Annotated in this window: 14 protein-coding genes, 1 tRNA gene and 1 other annotated feature; of the genes, 14 read left to right on the top strand and 1 reads right to left on the bottom strand. The window is 46.4% G+C overall.

Translation table 11 applies throughout. The annotated features are described in order from the left end of the window. Positions 1–119: 119 nt before the first annotated feature. Positions 120–398, top strand: a binding site (T-box leader). 78 nt (positions 399–476) lie between these two features. Together ileS and ACH59B_RS16310 are read left to right on the top strand one after the other, a co-directional pair. Then, complete coding sequence (gene ileS, locus ACH59B_RS16315) at positions 477–3,566, top strand: isoleucine--tRNA ligase (protein ID WP_404302125.1); 3,090 nt, start codon at positions 477–479, stop codon at positions 3,564–3,566. 140 nt (positions 3,567–3,706) lie between these two features. Next, a complete protein-coding gene (locus ACH59B_RS16310) occupies positions 3,707–4,099 on the top strand; it encodes a DUF5665 domain-containing protein (RefSeq protein WP_026065489.1) in 393 nt (130 codons plus the stop codon). Positions 4,100–4,111: 12 nt separating this feature from the next. Here ACH59B_RS16310 and ACH59B_RS16305 read toward each other — a convergent pair whose 3' ends face one another. Continuing rightward, positions 4,112–4,852 (bottom strand): TraR/DksA C4-type zinc finger protein, encoded by a 741-nt coding sequence (locus tag ACH59B_RS16305; protein ID WP_016821531.1) that lies wholly within the window; start codon positions 4,850–4,852, stop codon positions 4,112–4,114. Between the two features lie 234 nt (positions 4,853–5,086). Between ACH59B_RS16305 and lspA the strand changes: the two genes are divergently transcribed. From lspA to ACH59B_RS16245, 12 genes are all read left to right on the top strand, one after another. Then, positions 5,087–5,578 (top strand): signal peptidase II, encoded by a 492-nt coding sequence (gene lspA / locus ACH59B_RS16300; RefSeq protein WP_107733308.1) that lies wholly within the window; start codon positions 5,087–5,089, stop codon positions 5,576–5,578. A 1-nt stretch (position 5,579) separates the two neighbouring features. Then, on the top strand, positions 5,580–6,551 hold the full coding sequence (locus ACH59B_RS16295) for an RluA family pseudouridine synthase (protein WP_107733309.1): 972 nt from the start codon (positions 5,580–5,582) through the stop codon (positions 6,549–6,551). A 509-nt stretch (positions 6,552–7,060) separates the two neighbouring features. After that, complete coding sequence (gene pyrR / locus ACH59B_RS16290; protein WP_016821529.1) at positions 7,061–7,621, top strand: bifunctional pyr operon transcriptional regulator/uracil phosphoribosyltransferase PyrR; 561 nt, start codon at positions 7,061–7,063, stop codon at positions 7,619–7,621. Between the two features lie 2 nt (positions 7,622–7,623). Continuing rightward, positions 7,624–8,538, top strand: a complete 915-nt coding sequence (locus tag ACH59B_RS16285; RefSeq protein WP_016821528.1) for an aspartate carbamoyltransferase catalytic subunit — start codon at positions 7,624–7,626, stop codon at positions 8,536–8,538. A gap of 60 nt (positions 8,539–8,598) precedes the next feature. Beyond that, positions 8,599–9,921 (top strand): dihydroorotase, encoded by a 1,323-nt coding sequence (locus tag ACH59B_RS16280; RefSeq protein WP_404302121.1) that lies wholly within the window; start codon positions 8,599–8,601, stop codon positions 9,919–9,921. Between the two features lie 61 nt (positions 9,922–9,982). Next, a complete protein-coding gene (gene carA, locus ACH59B_RS16275; RefSeq protein WP_404302119.1) occupies positions 9,983–11,119 on the top strand; it encodes a glutamine-hydrolyzing carbamoyl-phosphate synthase small subunit in 1,137 nt (378 codons plus the stop codon). Position 11,120: 1 nt separating this feature from the next. After that, positions 11,121–14,336, top strand: a complete 3,216-nt coding sequence (gene carB / locus ACH59B_RS16270) for a carbamoyl-phosphate synthase large subunit (RefSeq protein ID WP_016821525.1) — start codon at positions 11,121–11,123, stop codon at positions 14,334–14,336. 66 nt (positions 14,337–14,402) lie between these two features. Further along, positions 14,403–15,197, top strand: coding sequence for an orotidine-5'-phosphate decarboxylase (gene pyrF / locus ACH59B_RS16265; RefSeq protein ID WP_016821524.1), 795 nt, complete (start codon positions 14,403–14,405; stop codon positions 15,195–15,197). Then, on the top strand, positions 15,194–15,835 hold the full coding sequence (gene pyrE / locus ACH59B_RS16260) for an orotate phosphoribosyltransferase (RefSeq protein ID WP_404302116.1): 642 nt from the start codon (positions 15,194–15,196) through the stop codon (positions 15,833–15,835). The genes pyrF and pyrE overlap by 4 nt, the downstream gene beginning before the upstream one ends. Before the next feature lie 150 nt (positions 15,836–15,985). Beyond that, entirely contained in the window at positions 15,986–16,150 is a 165-nt protein-coding gene (locus ACH59B_RS16255) for a hypothetical protein (RefSeq protein WP_010345444.1), read from the top strand. 123 nt (positions 16,151–16,273) lie between these two features. After that, positions 16,274–16,347: transfer RNA gene (locus tag ACH59B_RS16250), tRNA-Ile, on the top strand. A gap of 1,049 nt (positions 16,348–17,396) precedes the next feature. Then, complete coding sequence (locus ACH59B_RS16245; protein ID WP_404302114.1) at positions 17,397–18,461, top strand: fibronectin type III domain-containing protein; 1,065 nt, start codon at positions 17,397–17,399, stop codon at positions 18,459–18,461. Positions 18,462–18,552: the final 91 nt, after the last annotated feature.

Below are 18,552 nucleotides of genomic sequence, written 5' to 3'. Positions count from 1 at the left end.
TTTAAACAGGCTATAACTGTAAATACTATACTGAATTCAACGATTATCCGTCTATCGGTTGATGGTTGTTATTCAAGGCAACGATGTTGCTGATTTAAGATTTCGATGAATTTAACATGTTTAATTCGTTGATGGGAACGAGTACGTCATGATTTGTCCCTCAGAGAGTTGGCCTACCGGTGCAAGCCAACGTTCAGAACATGACTGAAGATCCTCCCGGAGAAGTGAGCTGAAGCGCTTAAACTTGGGGCGTGTGTAAGCGATCACCGTTTGCCATGCGTTATAATGGCGCCCTGCTGAAGTAGAGTAGGGCTCAGAGAGTCGTGACAAGATCGTCTTTTTAGATTGGTCTATTTACGGAATCAGGGTGGTAACGCGAGCACAGTCTCGTCCCTTTTACAGGGATGGGGCTTTTTTTGTTGCTTTTTTAAGTGCGCTAGAACAATCAATGATGAGCAGAGAGGAAGTATAACGTTATGAACAGAGTGGATGTTAAAGAAAAAGCACGGTCACGTGACCTACGCATCCTGAGCAAATGGAAACAGGAGGACACATTCCGTAAATCCATTACCAATCGTGAAGGAAAGCCCAATTTTGTGTTTTATGAGGGCCCACCAACAGCTAACGGCAAACCACACATCGGTCATGTGCTGGGTCGCGTAATTAAGGATTTCGTCGGCCGCTATCAGACTATGAAGGGATATCGTGTCGTACGGAAGGCGGGTTGGGATACGCATGGCCTGCCGGTGGAACTGGGTGTGCAAAAGCAACTGGGGATCTCCCACAAACCTGAAATTGAAGAATATGGTGTTGAGAAATTTATTAAAAAATGTAAAGCGAGCGTGTTTGAATACGAGCAGCAATGGCGCGATTTAACCGAAGCGATCGGATACTGGACAGACCTTGATCACCCGTACATTACCTTGGACAATAACTATATCGAGAGCGTATGGAACATTTTGGCAACGATTCATGAGAAAGACCTGCTGTATCGTGGTCATCGTGTGAGTCCGTATTGCCCGGATTGTCAGACGACGCTAAGTTCCCATGAAGTAGCACAGGGCTACAAAGATGTAAAGGATCTGAGTGCCACGGCCAAATTCAAGCTGCATAGCAGTGGTGAATATGTACTGGCCTGGACGACAACACCTTGGACCTTGCCGAGCCACGTGGCGCTCGCTGTCAACACTGAGCTGGAATACGCACGTGTGAAGCAAGAAGATGGTGTATACATCGTTGCTAAAAATCTGGTTGAGACCGTAATTAAAGGTGATCATGAAGTGATTGGCACACTATCGGGTTCTGAACTGGTAGGCCAAACCTATACCCCGCCATTTACTTATTTTCAGGTGGAAAAGGGTAACCAAATTCTGGGTGCGAAGTTCGTAACAGACTCCAGCGGTACAGGTATCGTTCATATGGCTCCGGCACATGGTGAGGATGACTATCGCGTATGTCGTGAAAATGGTGTTGGGTTTATCAACGTAGTGGATCTTGAAGGTAACTATGTAGCTGAAATCACTGATTTTGCAGGCCGTTTTGTGAAAGATTGCGATGTAGATATTGTGAAAATGCTATCCGAAAAAGGTTTGCTGTACAGCAAGGAAAAATACGAGCATAGCTATCCGTTCTGCTGGCGCTGCGATACTCCATTACTGTACTATGCTATGGACAGCTGGTTTATCAAAACAACTGCGATCAAGGATCAACTGATTGCCAACAACAGCGAAGTTGAATGGTACCCAGGTCATGTATGCGAAGGACGCTTTGGCAAGTTTTTGGAGGAACTGGTGGACTGGAACATCAGTCGTGATCGCTATTGGGGTACACCGCTTAATATCTGGGTTTGTGAGGAAACTGGAGAACAGTTCGCACCCCACAGTATTGCTGAGTTGAGAGAACGTGCGATTGGGGACGTGCCGGCGGATATCGAGCTACATAAACCATATGTAGATGATATCAAGGTTCGTAGCCAATGCGGTAAATACGAAATGACTCGCACACCGGAAGTCATCGACGTATGGTTCGATAGCGGTTCTATGCCGTTTGCACAGCATCATTATCCTTTTGAGAATAATGAAACGTTCGAGCAGCAATTTCCAGCAGATATGATCTGTGAAGGGATTGACCAGACTCGTGGCTGGTTCTATAGCTTGCTTGCGGTTTCGACTATGCTGACTGGCAAAGCTCCTTACAAAGCTGTCATGGCAACAGGCCATGTACTGGATGAGCAGGGTCAGAAAATGTCCAAATCGAAGGGCAATGTTATCGATCCGTGGGAAGTAATTGACGAGTACGGTACAGACGCTTTCCGCTGGGCATTGCTCTCCGATAGCGCACCATGGAATAGCAAACGTTTTTCCAAAGGCATCGTAGGCGAAGCTAAATCGAAGCTGGTAGATACGCTTGTCAATACACACGCATTTCTGACTTTGTATGCAGATATTGACGGATTTGATCCGGCACAGCATCCGTTCAAGCCATCGGCACACAAATTGGATCGCTGGATTTTGTCCCGTCTGAACAGCTTAATTTTGGTTGTGGACAAAGCATTGTCTGTCAATGACTTCCTGAACTCTGCCAAAGCGATTGAGTCGTTTGTGGATGAACTGAGTAACTGGTATATCCGTCGTTCACGTGATCGATTCTGGGGTAACGGGCTTACAGAAGATAAACTGGATGCGTACCGCACACTGACGGAGGTGCTGTTAACGACGGCGAAGCTGCTTGCACCGTTCACACCGCTGCTTGCTGAGGATATTTACCTCAACCTGAGCAATGGGGAAAGTGTTCATCTGGATGACTATCCGTCTGCCAATGAATCCTTAATTGATCTGGAACTGGAGCGAGATATGGAAACGGCACGTCGCGTCGTTGAATTAGCACGTAATGTCCGTAACGAAACGGGTTTGAAAACACGTCAACCGTTGTCTGAGTTGATTCTGTCTATGGATCAGGATTTTGACCTGGGTGGCTATGAGGAAATCATCAAAGATGAGATCAATGTGAAGCATATTCATGTTGAGACGGACGATAGCGGATTTGTAGATTTTACATTGAAGCTGAATTTGAAAGTGGCAGGCAAGAAATACGGCAAAAATGTCGGATTCCTACAAAATCTTTTCAAGGGAATGTCTGCTGAAGAAACTCGTTCTGTTGTAGAAAAAGGGGTACTGAACGTGGCTTCTCCAGAAGGAGAAGAGTTGCAAGTTACAGCTGAGGAATTGCTGGTGGAGAAAAAAGCGAAAGAAGGCTTCGCTTCTGCTTCTGGCTATGGCTTAACGGTAGCGTTGAACACAGACATTACACCGGAGCTTGAGCAAGAGGGCTGGGTACGTGAAGTGGTTCGTGCGGTACAAGACTACCGCAAAAAGCTGGATCTGCCGATTGAAAAGTATGTAGCATTGACGTTGGATGTAGACAACGACTTGCGTCAGGCGATCGAAAGCTTCGACTCTGTGTTGCGTGAGAACGTATTGGTAACCACGGTGACATTTGGTCAAGCCGAACCAGCGGAACATGTAGAAGTGAATGGCAAAACGATCGGCGTTCATATTGGGGAATAATTACAAGCCCCCTGTCCCATAATACAATAACAGGCAGCATATAAAAACGAGCCTAAGCATCGGAAACGGGTTTCCTCCGTTACGTGCTTCGGCTCGTTTGCTGCTTTCGGGGCAGCCATGGGAAAAGGGGGATTGTGCATATGACAGCACGGTCAAGGCGCAGACTGGGAAGGAGTCTCCGAGGGATGAACGGAGAAGGGGCCGCCATAGCATCAGATAAGGGAATAGCAGGTGACCAGGCAGAGAAACTAAGTCGTGTGGAAAAGCTGGTGCAAGCTGTATCAGAGCAGATGGAACGAACACGTATTGCAGATTACGCTTTGCTGCTGAATAAGCCTTGGCGATTACTTTGGCTAAACCTAATATCAGGTGTTTCCCGTGGAATCGGCATTGCGCTAGGGTTTACTTTTTTTGCCGCTACCATAATTTATGTGCTGCAAGTGCTCGGAGCGTTGAATTTGCCGATTATCGGTGATTATATCGCTGATATTGTACGGATCGTACAGCGACAATTAGAGCTTACTACCTACTAGGGCGTTTCACTTTTAAGCTTCCGATTCGTCCTCGTGCAAATCTGGCTCCAGCAGACCTTCACCCTCGCCATCTTCTATATAACGCTGATAAATAGAACTGCGGACAATGGATACATTTCTGCCATAAATGTCAGTAGCGACAAAGCTTTCATATGGCTCTACGAAGCCCATATTATCATCGCCAGCTTCAATTTCCATATCATCATAGCGGTGGATTTCACCACTTTCCGCCATGGCCGGGGTGTTAGAGGTTCCCCAATTTTCAACGATCTGCCAAGCATCTTCACCGTCAAAGCCGTTTTGTTCTTCACGCTCATCCAGGCTTGTTCTACCGAACGCGGGAGCGAGAAATTCTTCCTCCACCGGACGGTTGTTGGATACTTCTGTTTCAGGACTGTATTCTTTGCAATAAATGGTATAGGGAACAGCCAACAGGCGTTCATAGGGGATGGGTTTGCCGCTGGCGGCGCAAATGCCATAGGTTCCCTTATCCATAGCCATCAAGGCTGATTTGATACGTTCCAATTGAAACTCGTCATGCTCCAGTAAGGAAATATCTTTGGCTCGCTCATAGGTTTCGGTAGCTAGATCGCCTGGATGGTTATCGATGGGAGAAAGCTCACCGGTTTGGTCGCGTTGAGAATCGCCGAGTCCATAATGGTCGTTGTTTTGCAAACGATGCTCAATTTCCTTTTTGCGTTCCAGCAGTTCGTTACGCAAGCCCTGCAGTTGTTGCTCGGTCAATGGGGACATGGAATCCTCTCCTTGTTCTAGATTTACATGCATGCAATGTGTCAGGTATGCTCCTTGTAGTGTGCACCGGGAAGACCTCTTTTACATAGGAAATTCTAATCAAATGTGATTGAGTTCATTCCATTTAAGGACTATGCTCGATAGCCTGCAGGACTCGTGGACGATCTGAGAAGGCTTATGCTACAATAAATGGGTTCGACAACGGATATAAGCGGATCGGAGTGACGAAGGACTGTGATTTATTTTGGTATTGCGCTAATTATTTTTTTGATTGATCAGGGTTTCAAATATTTGGTGGCTACGCGGATGGAATTGTACGAGCAAATACCAGTCATCGGCAATTTCTTTTTAATCACCTCTCATCGTAATCGCGGAGCCGCTTTTGGGATTTTGGAAGGGCAACGCTGGCTTTTTATCGTGATTACAATTGTAGTTGTGATCGGTATCGTATGGTACCTGAGAAAAACGGTCAGAGCTGGGCAAAAACTACTTCCTGTTGCGCTAAGTTTGGTGCTTGGGGGAGCGGTTGGTAATTTTTTGGATCGAGCTATTTCTGGAGAAGTAGTTGATTTTGCACAGTTCAATTTTGGAAGCTACACATTCCCGATTTTTAATGTGGCAGACTCGGCAATTGTCATCGGTGTTGCACTGATTATTTTGGATACATTGCTGGAATCGCGTCGGGAAAAAGGGAATGGCAATGATAGCGTTGAAGGGAAGTCATAGCATGAACGAAGTGAATGAAAACGGCGAAGCCATAGGTCTGTCTTATGAGGACGAACTGGAGGGTGAATCTCTGGAATGGACAGCGGATTCAGGGGATGCCAAAACACGTATAGACAAATACATCGCCGAAGAAATGAAGGAAGTGTCTCGTTCCCAGATCCAGCTGTGGATCGGGAATGGTCGGGTACTGGTGAACGGTGCGGCGGTCAAAGCGAACTACAAGCTGGCTGAAGGAGATCATATCGTACTATCGGTACCTGAACCAGAAAGTGTAGATATTATGCCGGAAAATATTCCGCTAGATGTCGTATACGAGGATTCGGACGTTATTGTCATTAACAAGCAACGTGGTCTAGTTGTGCATCCTGCACCAGGACACTCCTCGGGAACACTGGTCAACGCACTGATGTACCACTGCCATGACCTTTCCGGCATCAACGGGGAATTACGTCCCGGTATTGTTCACCGTATTGATAAAGATACATCAGGACTGCTGATGGCAGCTAAAAATGATCAGGCCCACGCATCACTTGCAGCACAGCTGAAGGATCATAGCGTGACTCGGAAATATATAGCATTGGTCCACGGTCATTTGAGTCACGATCAGGGAACCGTAGATGCTCCGATTGGTCGTGATTCAGGTGACCGTAAATTGTTCACGGTTACGGAACGCAACAGCAAGCATGCAGTTACCCATTTTCTCGTCATTGAACGGTTAGGTGATTATACCCTGCTTGAACTTCAATTGGAGACAGGACGGACACACCAAATTCGTGTTCACATGAAATTCATTGGACATCCATTGGTTGGCGACCCTATGTATGGACGCAGTAAAGGGGTTCGTATGGATGGCCAAGCGCTACATGCAGCGGTTCTGGGATTTAAGCATCCAACTACTGGAGAGTACTTAGAATTTAGCAGACCGGTCCCTCCTGATATGGAGGACGTATTAACGTCCTTGCGTAGTCGCTAAAATAATGATGATTTGCTCTGCTTTCCTATTCAAAAACTTGAATAAATTATTAAGTATAACCGCCTAAATGGCGGTTTTTTTATTGTCTGAATAGGAATGGGTAAAAACAACTATGGATAATTATACAATGAGGATGTATAATTATTAAAGTGCTTCCGGTGGTTCCGGTTGAACGGGTGTTGACACGAGATTTTCAATCTGTCATACTTCTTGTAGTTGCGATGGACTTTGTCCGAGAGATGGTTAACCATCTCACACTATGAGAAACAGGACAAAGGAAATCCTGAATAGCACCTTTAAATCAGTCCCGTGAGGCTGGCAAGGTAACGTGAATGGATCACTGATCAGTGCATCCGCTGCGGCGGTATGTCTTCAGTGTGTCCGACAGATCGGAGAACAGTGGAAGACTGTTCATACGAGACTCCTTGCCAAACTTGGGCAAGGAGTCTTTTTTGTATCCGAACACGGGACCAGGTCTGAAGGGAACATCACCTGAGGAGGCTGGAAGCATGAGTATTGAAACACATGTACTGATGGATGAAATTGCGATTCGTCGGGCATTAACGCGGATTGCACATGAAATTTTGGAGAAAAACAAGGGTATTGACGATTGCGTACTCGTAGGTATTCGAACACGCGGAGTTCATCTGGCGCAGCGCTTGGCTGAAAAAATTGCTGAAATTGAAGGCGCACCAATTCCATGGGGAGAGCTAGATGTCACAGCCTACCGGGATGACCGGAGCAGCGTTGCCGAGGCTAAAGGAAATGGAAAAGAGCTTTTGATGAATCCCGCTGACGTATCGGTTCATGATAAGAAAGTTATTCTCTTTGACGATGTGCTGTACACAGGCCGTACTATTCGCGCGGCGATGGATGCATTGATGGACTGCGGACGACCGCAAATGATCCAGCTGGCTGTGCTAGCAGATCGCGGACACCGTGAGCTTCCGATTCGTCCGGATTACATCGGCAAGAACATCCCGACCTCCAAATCTGAGGAAATCGTAGTTGCACTTCAGGAGACGGACGGTAAGGACGAAGTGACGATCATTCAGAACCGGGGGGAATAGGTATGATCACAACAGCCAGTCAACTTAGAGAACGTAGCCTGCTCGGATTAAAAGAACTTAGCCGAAATGAAATTGAGTCGATTCTGGATCGTGCTCAGTATTGGGAATCACAGCCGCAAAAACTGATTCCAGTCCTACAGTCACGCTTCGCGGCCAACATGTTTTTTGAAAATAGTACACGCACACGCTTTTCCTTTGAAATGGCGGAGAAGCGACTCGGCGCTCAGGTTTTGAACTTTTCCGCTGCGGCTTCCAGTGTGGAAAAAGGGGAGTCCATTTACGATACTGTGCGTACGCTTGAATCCATGGGCATTGATGCTGGAGTCATTCGCTTAAAGCCAGCCGGAGTGCTACAAGAGCTTGCTGAGAAGGTCAGTGTTCCGCTGGTTAATGCGGGAGACGGCAACAATGAACATCCAACGCAGGCTTTGCTAGACCTCTACACCATGCGCAAAACTTTCGGTGAGCTTAAAGGCTTGAGAGTATCCATCATAGGAGACATTTTGCACAGCCGTGTAGCTCGCTCGAATCTGTGGGCCTTGCAAAAATTCGGAGCCGAGGTTAGCTTCTGTGCACCAGACAATATGCAGGCATCTGATCTTGCAACGTACGCGCCTTATGTGCCGATGCAAGAAGCATTGCAGGCAGACGTAGTCATGATGCTGCGGGTCCAGCTGGAACGGCATGCCGAAGGAATGTTGCGCTCAGCGGATGAGTACCGAGAGCAGTACGGTTTGACAGAAGAAAGAGCAGCAAGCCTTAAGTCCGGAACAATTATCATGCACCCGGCTCCAGTGAATCGAAACGTGGAGATCGACAGTGCAGTTGTGGAAAGCGAGCAATCGCGAATTTTTCCGCAAATGGCCAACGGGGTTCCGATCCGCATGGCGGTTATGGAACGGGCAATGAAGCTGTAGAAGCTGTCAGCAGGATCGTAGGAAAAAGTTGCAAAAAACCTGAGCGGAGGAATATTTCAGATGAAACAATTAATTATGAATGCAAGCGTATTGAACGAGCAGGGCGAGGCTGAATTGAAATCCATCCTAATTGCCGACGGAAAAATTTTAGCTATCGCCAATGCGGATGCCGGTGTTAGCCTACTTGTGGAAGAAGGGGCATCTGGGCAAGAGCTCGATGTCGAAAAAATCGACGCCCAGGGAAAACTGGTCATCCCCGGTCTAATCGACATGCATGTGCATCTGAGAGAACCTGGCTTTGAATATAAAGAAACCATTGAAACAGGTAGCCGCGCTGCGGTGAAAGGTGGATTTACCACGATTGCCTGCATGCCGAACACACGTCCGGTTACGGACAATGTAGACACGGTTCAGCTGGTGCTGAAAAAGGGGCAAGAGGCTGGGCTGGCCAAGGTACTTCCTTACGCAGCCATCACGAAAAACGAACTGGGACGAGAACTGACGGATTTTGAAGCGCTCAAAGCAGCAGGTGCAATCGGCTTTACTGATGACGGAGTCGGAGTGCAGAGTGCGCAAATGATGAAAGATGCCATGTCACGAGCCAAAGCGCTGGATATGCCAGTCATTGCGCATTGTGAAGATAACACACTTGTTGTAGGAGCAGCGGTGACGGACGGTGAATTTGCCAAGCGTCACGGACTTAAAGGTATCCCCAATGAATCCGAGGCGATCCATGTTGGGCGTGACATCCTGCTATCCGAGGCAACCGGGGCACATTATCATGTATGCCATGTCAGCACAGAGCAATCGGTGCGGTTGATTCGCCATGCAAAATCTTTTGGCATCAAAGTCACTGCTGAGGTATGCCCGCATCACTTGGTATTGTCCGATGAGGACATTCCTGGGCTGGATGCCAACTGGAAAATGAATCCTCCACTACGTTCCCCGCGTGATGTACAGGCATGCATCGAGGGGCTGGAGGACGGAACGATTGATATCATCGTAACTGACCATGCAGCACACAGCGAGGAAGAGAAGGCAAAAGGGTTGGAGCTGGCGCCATTTGGAATCGTCGGATTTGAAACGGCCTTTCCACTGCTGTACACCAAATTCGTAGCTACCGGGAAATGGACGCTGGACTTTCTGGTGCGCCGTATGACGACTGACCCAGCGCGTGTCTTCCGCCTTGATACAGGACGTCTGGAAGAGGGAGCACCCGCTGACCTGACCATGATTGATCTGGAGCAGGAGCAGGTAGTTGATCCACAAACGTTTGCCAGCAAAGGACGCAACACTCCTTTTACAGGCTGGAAGCTCAAAGGCTGGCCGGTAAAAACTTGGGTAGACGGCAAACTGGTATGGTCTGCTGACGAAGCAAAATAATACACAACTACTTAAAAAATAGAACCTTATAGCAGGAAACAAAATAGAGGAGTGAGACGGGATGCAGGCAAGATTGTTACTTCAGGACGGCACGCTGTTTACAGGCACATCATTTGGTGCGGAAGGTGAAAAAACAGGCGAGGTCGTTTTCAACACAGGGATTACAGGCTATCAAGAGGTGCTGACGGATCCCTCTTATTGCGGACAAATCGTAACCATGACTTACCCGCTGATTGGTAATTATGGAATTACTCGTGATGATTTTGAATCGGTACGGCCTTATGTTCATGGCTTTGCTGTTCGACATTACGAGCCGGCGCCAAGTAACTGGCGTGCTCAATACAGCGTGGGCGATTTGCTGAAGGAATATGGCATCATTGGCATTAGCGACATCGACACCCGCATGCTCACCCGGATTATTCGCCATCACGGCACAATGAAGGGCATTTTGACGACTGGTTCCCAGCCGGTGGAAGAACTAAAAGAAATGATGTCCGACATGACCATAGAAGAACTGCGCAATCAGGTTCCTTTGACTTCTACACCTCATCCGTACAGCAGCCCTGGCAACGGAGAACGGATCGTATTGATTGACTATGGTGCCAAGAGCGGCATCCTGCGCGAACTGAATAAACGGGACTGCGATGTGGTTGTCGTTCCGCATGATACGACGGCCGAAGAAATTCGTCGCTTAGATCCAGACGGTATACAGCTGTCCAACGGTCCTGGAGATCCGAAAGACGTACCACATGCTGTCCGTACGTTGGCTGAACTGCTAGGAGAATACCCTATTTTCGGGATTTGCTTGGGACACCAGTTGTTTGCCTTAGCTTCGGGAGCAGATACGGAAAAGCTGAAATTTGGACATCGCGGTGGTAACCATCCGGTGAAAGAACTGGAGAGCGGCCGTTGCTTCATTACATCACAAAATCACGGGTACACAGTGAATGAGGATTCGATCCAAGGAACTGAGCTTGAAGTGACGCATATTAATAACAACGATAAAACGATCGAGGGTCTTAAACATACTAAATATCCTGCGTTTTCGGTGCAATATCACCCAGAGGCTGCACCTGGCCCTTACGACAATGGCTACCTGTTTGACCGCTTTCTGGATATGATTCGTGAACACAAAAGAAATCAACCAAAGCAACCGCGTCAGGCTGCTATCGCCGCCGCAGTGAGAGGAGAGCGCTAATATGCCGAAAAATACAGAACTTAAAAAAATACTCGTGATCGGTTCCGGTCCTATCGTTATTGGTCAGGCAGCAGAATTCGATTACGCTGGTACACAAGCTTGTCAAGCGCTCAAAGAAGAAGGCGTCGAGGTAGTACTGATTAACAGTAACCCGGCAACCATCATGACAGACACCAATATGGCAGACAAAGTATATATCGAGCCGATTACACTGGATTTTGTGACACAGATTATCCGTCAGGAGCGTCCAGATGGTCTACTTCCTACACTGGGAGGACAGACAGGTCTGAATATGGCAGTGGAACTGGCTCGCGCAGGGGTGTTGGAGCGCGAAAACGTTAAGCTGCTGGGAACTCAACTGAATTCAATTGAAAAAGCCGAAGACCGGGACTTGTTCCGCGACCTGATGCGTGAGTTGGAACAGCCCGTGCCGGAGAGTGTAATTGTAACGACATTGGAAGAATCGCTGGAATTTGCTAACGAAATCGGTTATCCCATTATCGTTCGCCCGGCTTATACGCTGGGAGGTACAGGCGGTGGGATCTGCGCCACAGAAGAAGAATTGCGTGAAACCGTAAGCTCTGGCTTGCGTTACAGTCCAATCGGACAATGTTTAGTGGAAAAAAGTATCGCAGGTATGAAGGAAGTCGAATATGAAGTCATGCGTGACGGCAATGACAACTGTATCGTGGTCTGCAATATGGAAAATTTCGATCCGGTCGGCGTGCACACTGGTGACAGTATCGTCGTAGCGCCGAGCCAGACGCTGTCAGATCGTGAGTATCAGATGCTGCGCTCCGCTTCTCTCAAAATTATCCGCGCCCTCAATATCGAAGGCGGCTGTAATGTACAGTTTGCACTGGATCCGCACAGCTATCAATACTACGTGATTGAGGTCAACCCACGGGTGAGTCGTTCCTCGGCACTGGCTTCCAAGGCGACCGGATATCCGATTGCCAAAATGGCGGCCAAAATTGCACTAGGCTACACACTGGATGAAATTGTGAATCCGGTAACGGGACAAACGTATGCTTGCTTTGAGCCGACATTGGATTACATCGTGAGTAAAATACCACGCTGGCCATTTGACAAGTTCATTTCTGCCAACCGCAAACTTGGCACACAAATGAAAGCAACCGGTGAAGTCATGGCCATCGGACGTACATTTGAAGAGTCAATCCATAAAGCGGTTCGTTCTCTGGAAATTGGTGTACATCGCCTGCATCTAAAGGGTGCCGATCAACTATCTGATGAGGTGCTTAAGGATCGTCTGAGTAAAGCAGATGATGAACGCTTGTTCTTGGTAGCCGAGGCATTCCGTCGCGGCTGGAAGCAACAAGATATTCAGGATATAACTAAAATTGATTGGTGGTTCCTCGACAAGGTAGAGGGAATTGTCAAATTTGAATCCACTATCGCAGAAGAGTCTGAGTTGACTTATGAAACACTCTATCAGGCCAAACGAAAAGGATTTACTGACCGCTCCATTGCTGAGATTCGCAGTATGGGTCAACGCAAGAGTATGACAACCGAACCCGAGGTTCGTGAATTCCGTCTAAATCAAAACCTGCGTCCTGTCTACAAAATGGTAGATACGTGTGCGGCCGAGTTTGAAGCCACAACTCCGTACTACTACTCCTCTTATGAGGTGGAAAACGAAGTGATTCCATCTAACAAAGAGAAAGTCATCGTACTCGGCTCAGGACCCATCCGAATCGGGCAGGGGATTGAATTTGACTACTCTACTGTGCATGCGGTGTGGGCTATTCAAAAAGCGGGTTACGAAGCGGTAATTATTAATAACAATCCGGAGACTGTATCTACAGACTTCAACACATCTGACCGTCTCTACTTTGAGCCACTTTTCTTCGAGGATGTAATGAATGTCATCGAGCAGGAAAAACCGATTGGTGTCATCGTCCAGTTCGGCGGTCAAACGGCGATTAACCTCGCAGCTCCACTTAGTGCGGCAGGCGTAAATATTTTGGGTACGAGTCTGGAAAGTATCGATGAAGCAGAAGACCGGAAAAAGTTCGAACAGCTGCTGTCTCGCCTTGCTATCGCCCAGCCTAAAGGTAATACGGTCACGTCGGTAGATGAAGCGGTAGGAACTGCCCAAGCATTGGGGTATCCGGTTCTGGTACGTCCATCCTACGTCCTGGGCGGACGCGCTATGGAAATTGTGTACTCAGATACGGAATTGCTGCGGTACATGGAAGAAGCGGTTAAAATCAATCCAGAACACCCTGTGCTCATCGACCGTTATATGCTGGGCAAAGAAGTTGAGGTTGACGCCATCTGTGACGGTGAAACGGTCTTGGTACCTGGGATTATGGAACATGTGGAACGGGCAGGGGTTCACTCGGGTGACTCGATCGCAGTGTATCCGCCACAACACTTGTCTGACGAGCTGAAGCAAAAAGTCGTGGACATTACGATCAGCATCGCCAAGGAATTGAAAACGATTGGTCTGGTAAACATTCAGTTCGTCATTCATCAGGATGAGGTGTATGTCATCGAGGTTAACCCTCGTTCCTCACGGACGGTTCCTTTCCTAAGCAAAGTAACGAATATTCCGATGGCTAACCTGGCGACACAGGCAATTTTGGGCGGTAAGCTCAAAGATGCAGGCTACACAGAAGGGCTATGGCCTGAAAGTAATTATGTCTCGGTTAAGGTTCCTGTATTCTCCTTTGCCAAGCTGCGTCGTGTAGAGCCAACACTGGGGCCTGAAATGAAATCTACAGGTGAAGTTATGGGACGCGATATCCAGTATGCGAAAGCATTGTACAAAGGACTCGTAGGCGCAGGTATGAAAATTCCATCTACTGGGGCGATTATCATCACAGTGGCGGATAAGGATAAGGAAGAAGCGGTCGAGCTGATGCAGGGCTTTTATAGACTGGGCTACAAAATTATTGCTACAGGTGGAACAGCAGCTGCCTTGGAACAGGCCCACATTCCAGTGAACACTGTTAACAAGCTAAGTGAGGGCAATCCGAATATTCTGGATATGATCCGTACAGGTGAAGCCAACTTTGTCTTCAACACGCTCACCAAAGGCAAAACGCCAGAGCGTGACGGATTCCGCATCCGCCGCGAAGCAGTTGAAAACGGCATTGTCTGCATGACCTCGCTGGATACAGTGCGCGCTCTGTTAAAAATGTTGGAGACGATTAACTTCACATCCGAATCGATGCCAGTTCTGAGCAACTAACGCGTTATGAATAGATAAGCAAAATAAGTGGTAATGGGAAGGACATTCATCAGCATTTGCTGACGGATGTCCTTTATCACGGGCAAATATACCCGAATTGATGTGAAAAGGGGCGGTAGAACGGTGAACGAAGCATTTCAGCAGATGGCAGGACGGCTGATGGTTGCGCTAGATTACCCGGATGCACAACAAGCAGAGCAGTTAATTCGGCAGCTGGAGGGAATTCCTTGTTATATAAAAGTGGGTATGCAGCTGTTTTATAGCGCAGGGCCAGCTTTTGTAGAACAATTAAAATCAAGAGGATACTCCGTATTTCTGGATTTGAAAATGCATGATATCCCTAACACGGTACGGGGAGGGGCAGAGAGTATTACCCGTCTAGGGGTGGATATGTTTAACGTACACGCTGCTGGAGGCCGCAGTATGATGTCGGCCGCCAGATCCGGAGCCGAAGCAGCGATTTCCGCAGACAGCTCACTTACCATGCCGCTCATTATTGCAGTCACACAGCTGACCAGCACGGATCAGACGACCATGAATACAGAGTTGGGCATTCCGGGCACGGTGCAGGATGCTGTCGTTCGTTATGCACAATTGACACGTGAGGCTGGGCTGGACGGTGTGGTCGCATCCCCATTAGAAGTGCCTGCAATTCGTGCGGTATGCGGAGCGGACTTTAAAACCATAACCCCTGGCATACGCCCGGCAGGCAGTGCTACAGGTGATCAGTCGCGTGTGCTTACACCCGGACAAGCCATTGCCCAGGGCAGCAGCTATATCGTCGTTGGACGGCCGATCACGGCGGCACCAGACCCACGCGCCGCAGCGAAACATATTATTGAGGAGATGATACAAGTATGACTACATTAAACAATATCCCAGAGCAAATTGCATCCCATCTGTTACGCATTCAGGCAGTGGCATTGCGTCCACAGCAGCCTTTTACATGGACATCCGGTATTAAATCCCCTATCTACTGTGACAATCGCCTGACCATGTCTTACCCAGAGGTGCGTGAACTAATCGCAGATTCTTTTGCGGCTCTCATCCGTGAACAATACCCTGAAACCGAGGTCATTGCTGGTACAGCCACAGCAGGAATTCCTCATACCGCCTGGGTGGCACAAAAGCTAAATCTGCCAATGGCTTATGTCAGAGACAAAGCTAAAGGACACGGGAAGGAAAACCAAATCGAAGGCCGCATCAGCGCCGGACAAAAGGTTGTGGTTATCGAAGACCTCATCTCTACCGGGGGAAGCTCCATTAAAGCAGCACAGGCCGTAGAGCAAGCAGGAGCTCAGCCGTTAGCTGTATTGGCTATTTTCAGCTACCAGCTGGACAAAGCCACTCAAGCTTTTGAAGAAGCAGGTGTGAAGCTGCAAACCTTGTCCAATTACACCGCCTTGATGGAGGTTGCCTTGCGTGAAGGAACCATTCAGCAGGAAGAGATGGAACTGCTGCGTTCCTGGCGTCAGGATCCGGCTTCTTTTGGCAAATAAGGCTGAGTATTAGAGAGACAACGGAGCTAATAAGTAGTGCGCCACAGACTCATTGCCATCCAGTGCAGATTGTTAGTAATCAAGCTGTGTAAATCGAATTCGATCCGGTTACACTAACTCCTACTATACATGTGAAAAGAGGGAGTTCGGATGTATTGGGTTTACTATGGCAGACTGTACACGACTAAATTTCAGGCAGGATGTTTGGCAAAAAGGCTGGAGCATGATGGCTGGATGTATGGCTACAATGATCCCCGCGCAGTGGAGGTGTACCGCTCGCGCAAAGGTCGTTATGGTGTCCGATTTATTCCATAGGTTTACAAAAATAATTTTTAAAAAGAAAATTTCTAAAAACTATTGACGAAACACAAGAAAATGTTGTATATTAATTAACGTTGCTGTTACGAATATGTAGCGTGAATATACATGTTTTTTTGAGGGCCCTTAGCTCAGTTGGTTAGAGCGGTCGGCTCATAACCGATTGGTCGGGGGTTCGAGTCCCTCAGGGCCCATTTCCTCAAAAACCCTTGCTAAGCAAGGGTTTTTTGTTGTTTGTAGAGGGTGAAAAAATGGAGGGAAGTAGCATTTATAAGGGAGCGATTATAATTTGCTAACGTATTTGATATCATGAATTTATTTTCGAGGTTTATCGCCTCTACTAAGCTGTTTCACAAATGGTAAATCTGCAGGTAAGAAATCATATTGGAGTATTGTTTCTTTGTTGACCCAACGTAATTGATCATGATCTATTAATTGAATTTCACCAGATATCCATGTAGCCCAAAATGCAATTAATTTTAATGAACCATCACCATATGAATTAACAGATTCTCCAAGTGTTTCATTGAATCACTTTCCTCTAGGAAACTCCCACTTGTATCAGCTAGTTTTTAATCGGGATTCGTCTGGTGATTAAGTATTCGCCATCGTTGTGAATAAAGACTGCCGTAACTGATTTCATCGCCAACACCTCATATATAATTTTATAATACATAAAAATCTTAAAGGTATGTTCACGATGGTATTTTACATAATGCTTATGGCTTCAAGTAAGGTGATTTTCAATTGATCTTCCACATTTATTAATAACTTACTTAGATCGTCGAGATTAGTAGTTATGTTGAATTCGCTTTGCAATCTTCCGCAGAGGAATTAAACGGATTTTATTCATGATTTGAGAAACATATTTATGATTTCAGTTGTTAAGAACTTGACTCCCAAAGCAACATATAAACTGGGGTATTTCGGTTTCTAATAAGATTTCATTCTTATCACTACTAAAGAAGCAATAAGGCAGTTTAGTTCTTAGGCAGATTGGGATCAACGCTCCCTTGAAGTTAATTAAATAGTATGCTGATGACGCAAAGGTAAGATTCATGGTGAGATAAGGCAAAGGACTAATCAGTTTAGTAGCGGGTAGAAATCTAATTTTATATCCAATAAAAAATATATATGAGAATATATGTGTTATATTTATAAATCAGTAAATGTATGTTTAGACATAATTTTAGGAATATATTACCTTAGTATCTGTTCAATAGATCACTGGGGGGATTATAAAATGAAATGGATTTCTTTTAAAAAAATAGGTGTTGTTGCAGGTATATTTTTCTTTGCATCGATTCTCTTTTCTAACATGAGCGTCTTTGCAGCAAAAGTTGGAGAACGCTTGGATACACCTGAACCTGGATGGACTCGGTATGACGATCGATCACCAGAATTAATTTATGGTAATGACATGGTTAAAATAGAGGATGCAGAAGACTATAACAAGACAGTGTTAGGAGCTGCTCATAATAAGCCAAGTACTATTAATTTTAAATTCGATGGAACAAAAATTAGACTAATTATCAATATGTCAGATTCATATACTAAAAAAGTAGGGATTAGCATAGATGGTAATGTAGAATACTTTACTGCGTATAGAGAGTCTTGGTCGCACCAACGCTTAGCTTATGAGAAAATAGGTCTAAAAAAAGGTGTACACGTCGTTAAAATTTGGACTGAGACTCCGTCAGAAAACTATGTCGTTTACGATTACCGATTTGATGCTATAGATATAGACTCTGATGGAAAGCTCATTGATTACAATGTTTCACAAATTAATCTAAATGCCGAGGCAGGGAATAGTCAGGTTACATTGAAGTGGAATCAGATTAAAAACTCAGAAAACTATACAGTAAAATATGGAACAGAATCAGGCAAATACACTGAAACGGTAACAGCAACAAAAGATGCATATGGCAACTTCGTTATTCCGAGCCTAACCAATGGAATAAAATACTACTTTATTGTGAGTGCTAAAGTAAATGGTGTGGACTCCAAATACTCTAATGAAGCATCTGCAACTCCAGAAGGAGATGGGCAAACAGTCCCTGAGCAACCAACAGGCAATCGTGCAATTCTGATGGTTACCTTGACAACTGGTTTGGAGAAAGAATTTGACCTGAGTATAAAAGAGGTAAATGACTTTATTGCCTGGTATGAAGGAAAACAAGCAGGAACTGGATCGGCTTCATATGCTATTAATAAACATGACAACAATAAAGGGCCATTCAGCAGTCGTAATAATTATATGTTGTATGATCGCATCCTGACGTTTGAGGTAAGTGAATACTCTAAATAGAAAAATCCTCGCTAACCTGTGTTGGTTGGCTCGAATCTTATATACTCTAAATTGTTTGAATGAGTGGATATAGAGAAGGGTCTTCATTTGG

It is taken from the genome of Paenibacillus sp. DP01, assembly GCF_044784315.1.
Classification (GTDB): domain Bacteria; phylum Bacillota; class Bacilli; order Paenibacillales; family Paenibacillaceae; genus Paenibacillus; species Paenibacillus polymyxa.
The sequence above is the reverse complement of the archived record's forward strand: the minus strand, read 5'-3'. Positions and strand labels throughout refer to the sequence as shown.

Excerpts from the sequence above, each read along its gene's own strand:
- ACH59B_RS16285 (WP_016821528.1), top strand. The coding sequence starts at position 7,624 with ATGATCACAACAGCCAGTCAACTTAGAGAACGTAGCCTGCTCGGATTA.
- ileS (WP_404302125.1), top strand. The coding sequence starts at position 477 with ATGAACAGAGTGGATGTTAAAGAAAAAGCACGGTCACGTGACCTACGC.
- pyrE (WP_404302116.1), top strand. The coding sequence starts at position 15,194 with ATGACTACATTAAACAATATCCCAGAGCAAATTGCATCCCATCTGTTA.
- pyrF (WP_016821524.1), top strand. The coding sequence starts at position 14,403 with ATGTCCTTTATCACGGGCAAATATACCCGAATTGATGTGAAAAGGGGC.
- ACH59B_RS16245 (WP_404302114.1), top strand. The coding sequence starts at position 17,397 with ATGAAATGGATTTCTTTTAAAAAAATAGGTGTTGTTGCAGGTATATTT.
- ACH59B_RS16280 (WP_404302121.1), top strand. The coding sequence starts at position 8,599 with ATGAAACAATTAATTATGAATGCAAGCGTATTGAACGAGCAGGGCGAG.
- carA (WP_404302119.1), top strand. The coding sequence starts at position 9,983 with ATGCAGGCAAGATTGTTACTTCAGGACGGCACGCTGTTTACAGGCACA.
- ACH59B_RS16295 (WP_107733309.1), top strand. The coding sequence starts at position 5,580 with ATGAACGAAGTGAATGAAAACGGCGAAGCCATAGGTCTGTCTTATGAG.
- ACH59B_RS16305 (WP_016821531.1), bottom strand. The coding sequence starts at position 4,852 with ATGTCCCCATTGACCGAGCAACAACTGCAGGGCTTGCGTAACGAACTG.
- ACH59B_RS16310 (WP_026065489.1), top strand. The coding sequence starts at position 3,707 with ATGACAGCACGGTCAAGGCGCAGACTGGGAAGGAGTCTCCGAGGGATG.
- carB (WP_016821525.1), top strand. The coding sequence starts at position 11,121 with ATGCCGAAAAATACAGAACTTAAAAAAATACTCGTGATCGGTTCCGGT.
- pyrR (WP_016821529.1), top strand. The coding sequence starts at position 7,061 with ATGAGTATTGAAACACATGTACTGATGGATGAAATTGCGATTCGTCGG.
- ACH59B_RS16255 (WP_010345444.1), top strand. The coding sequence starts at position 15,986 with ATGTATTGGGTTTACTATGGCAGACTGTACACGACTAAATTTCAGGCA.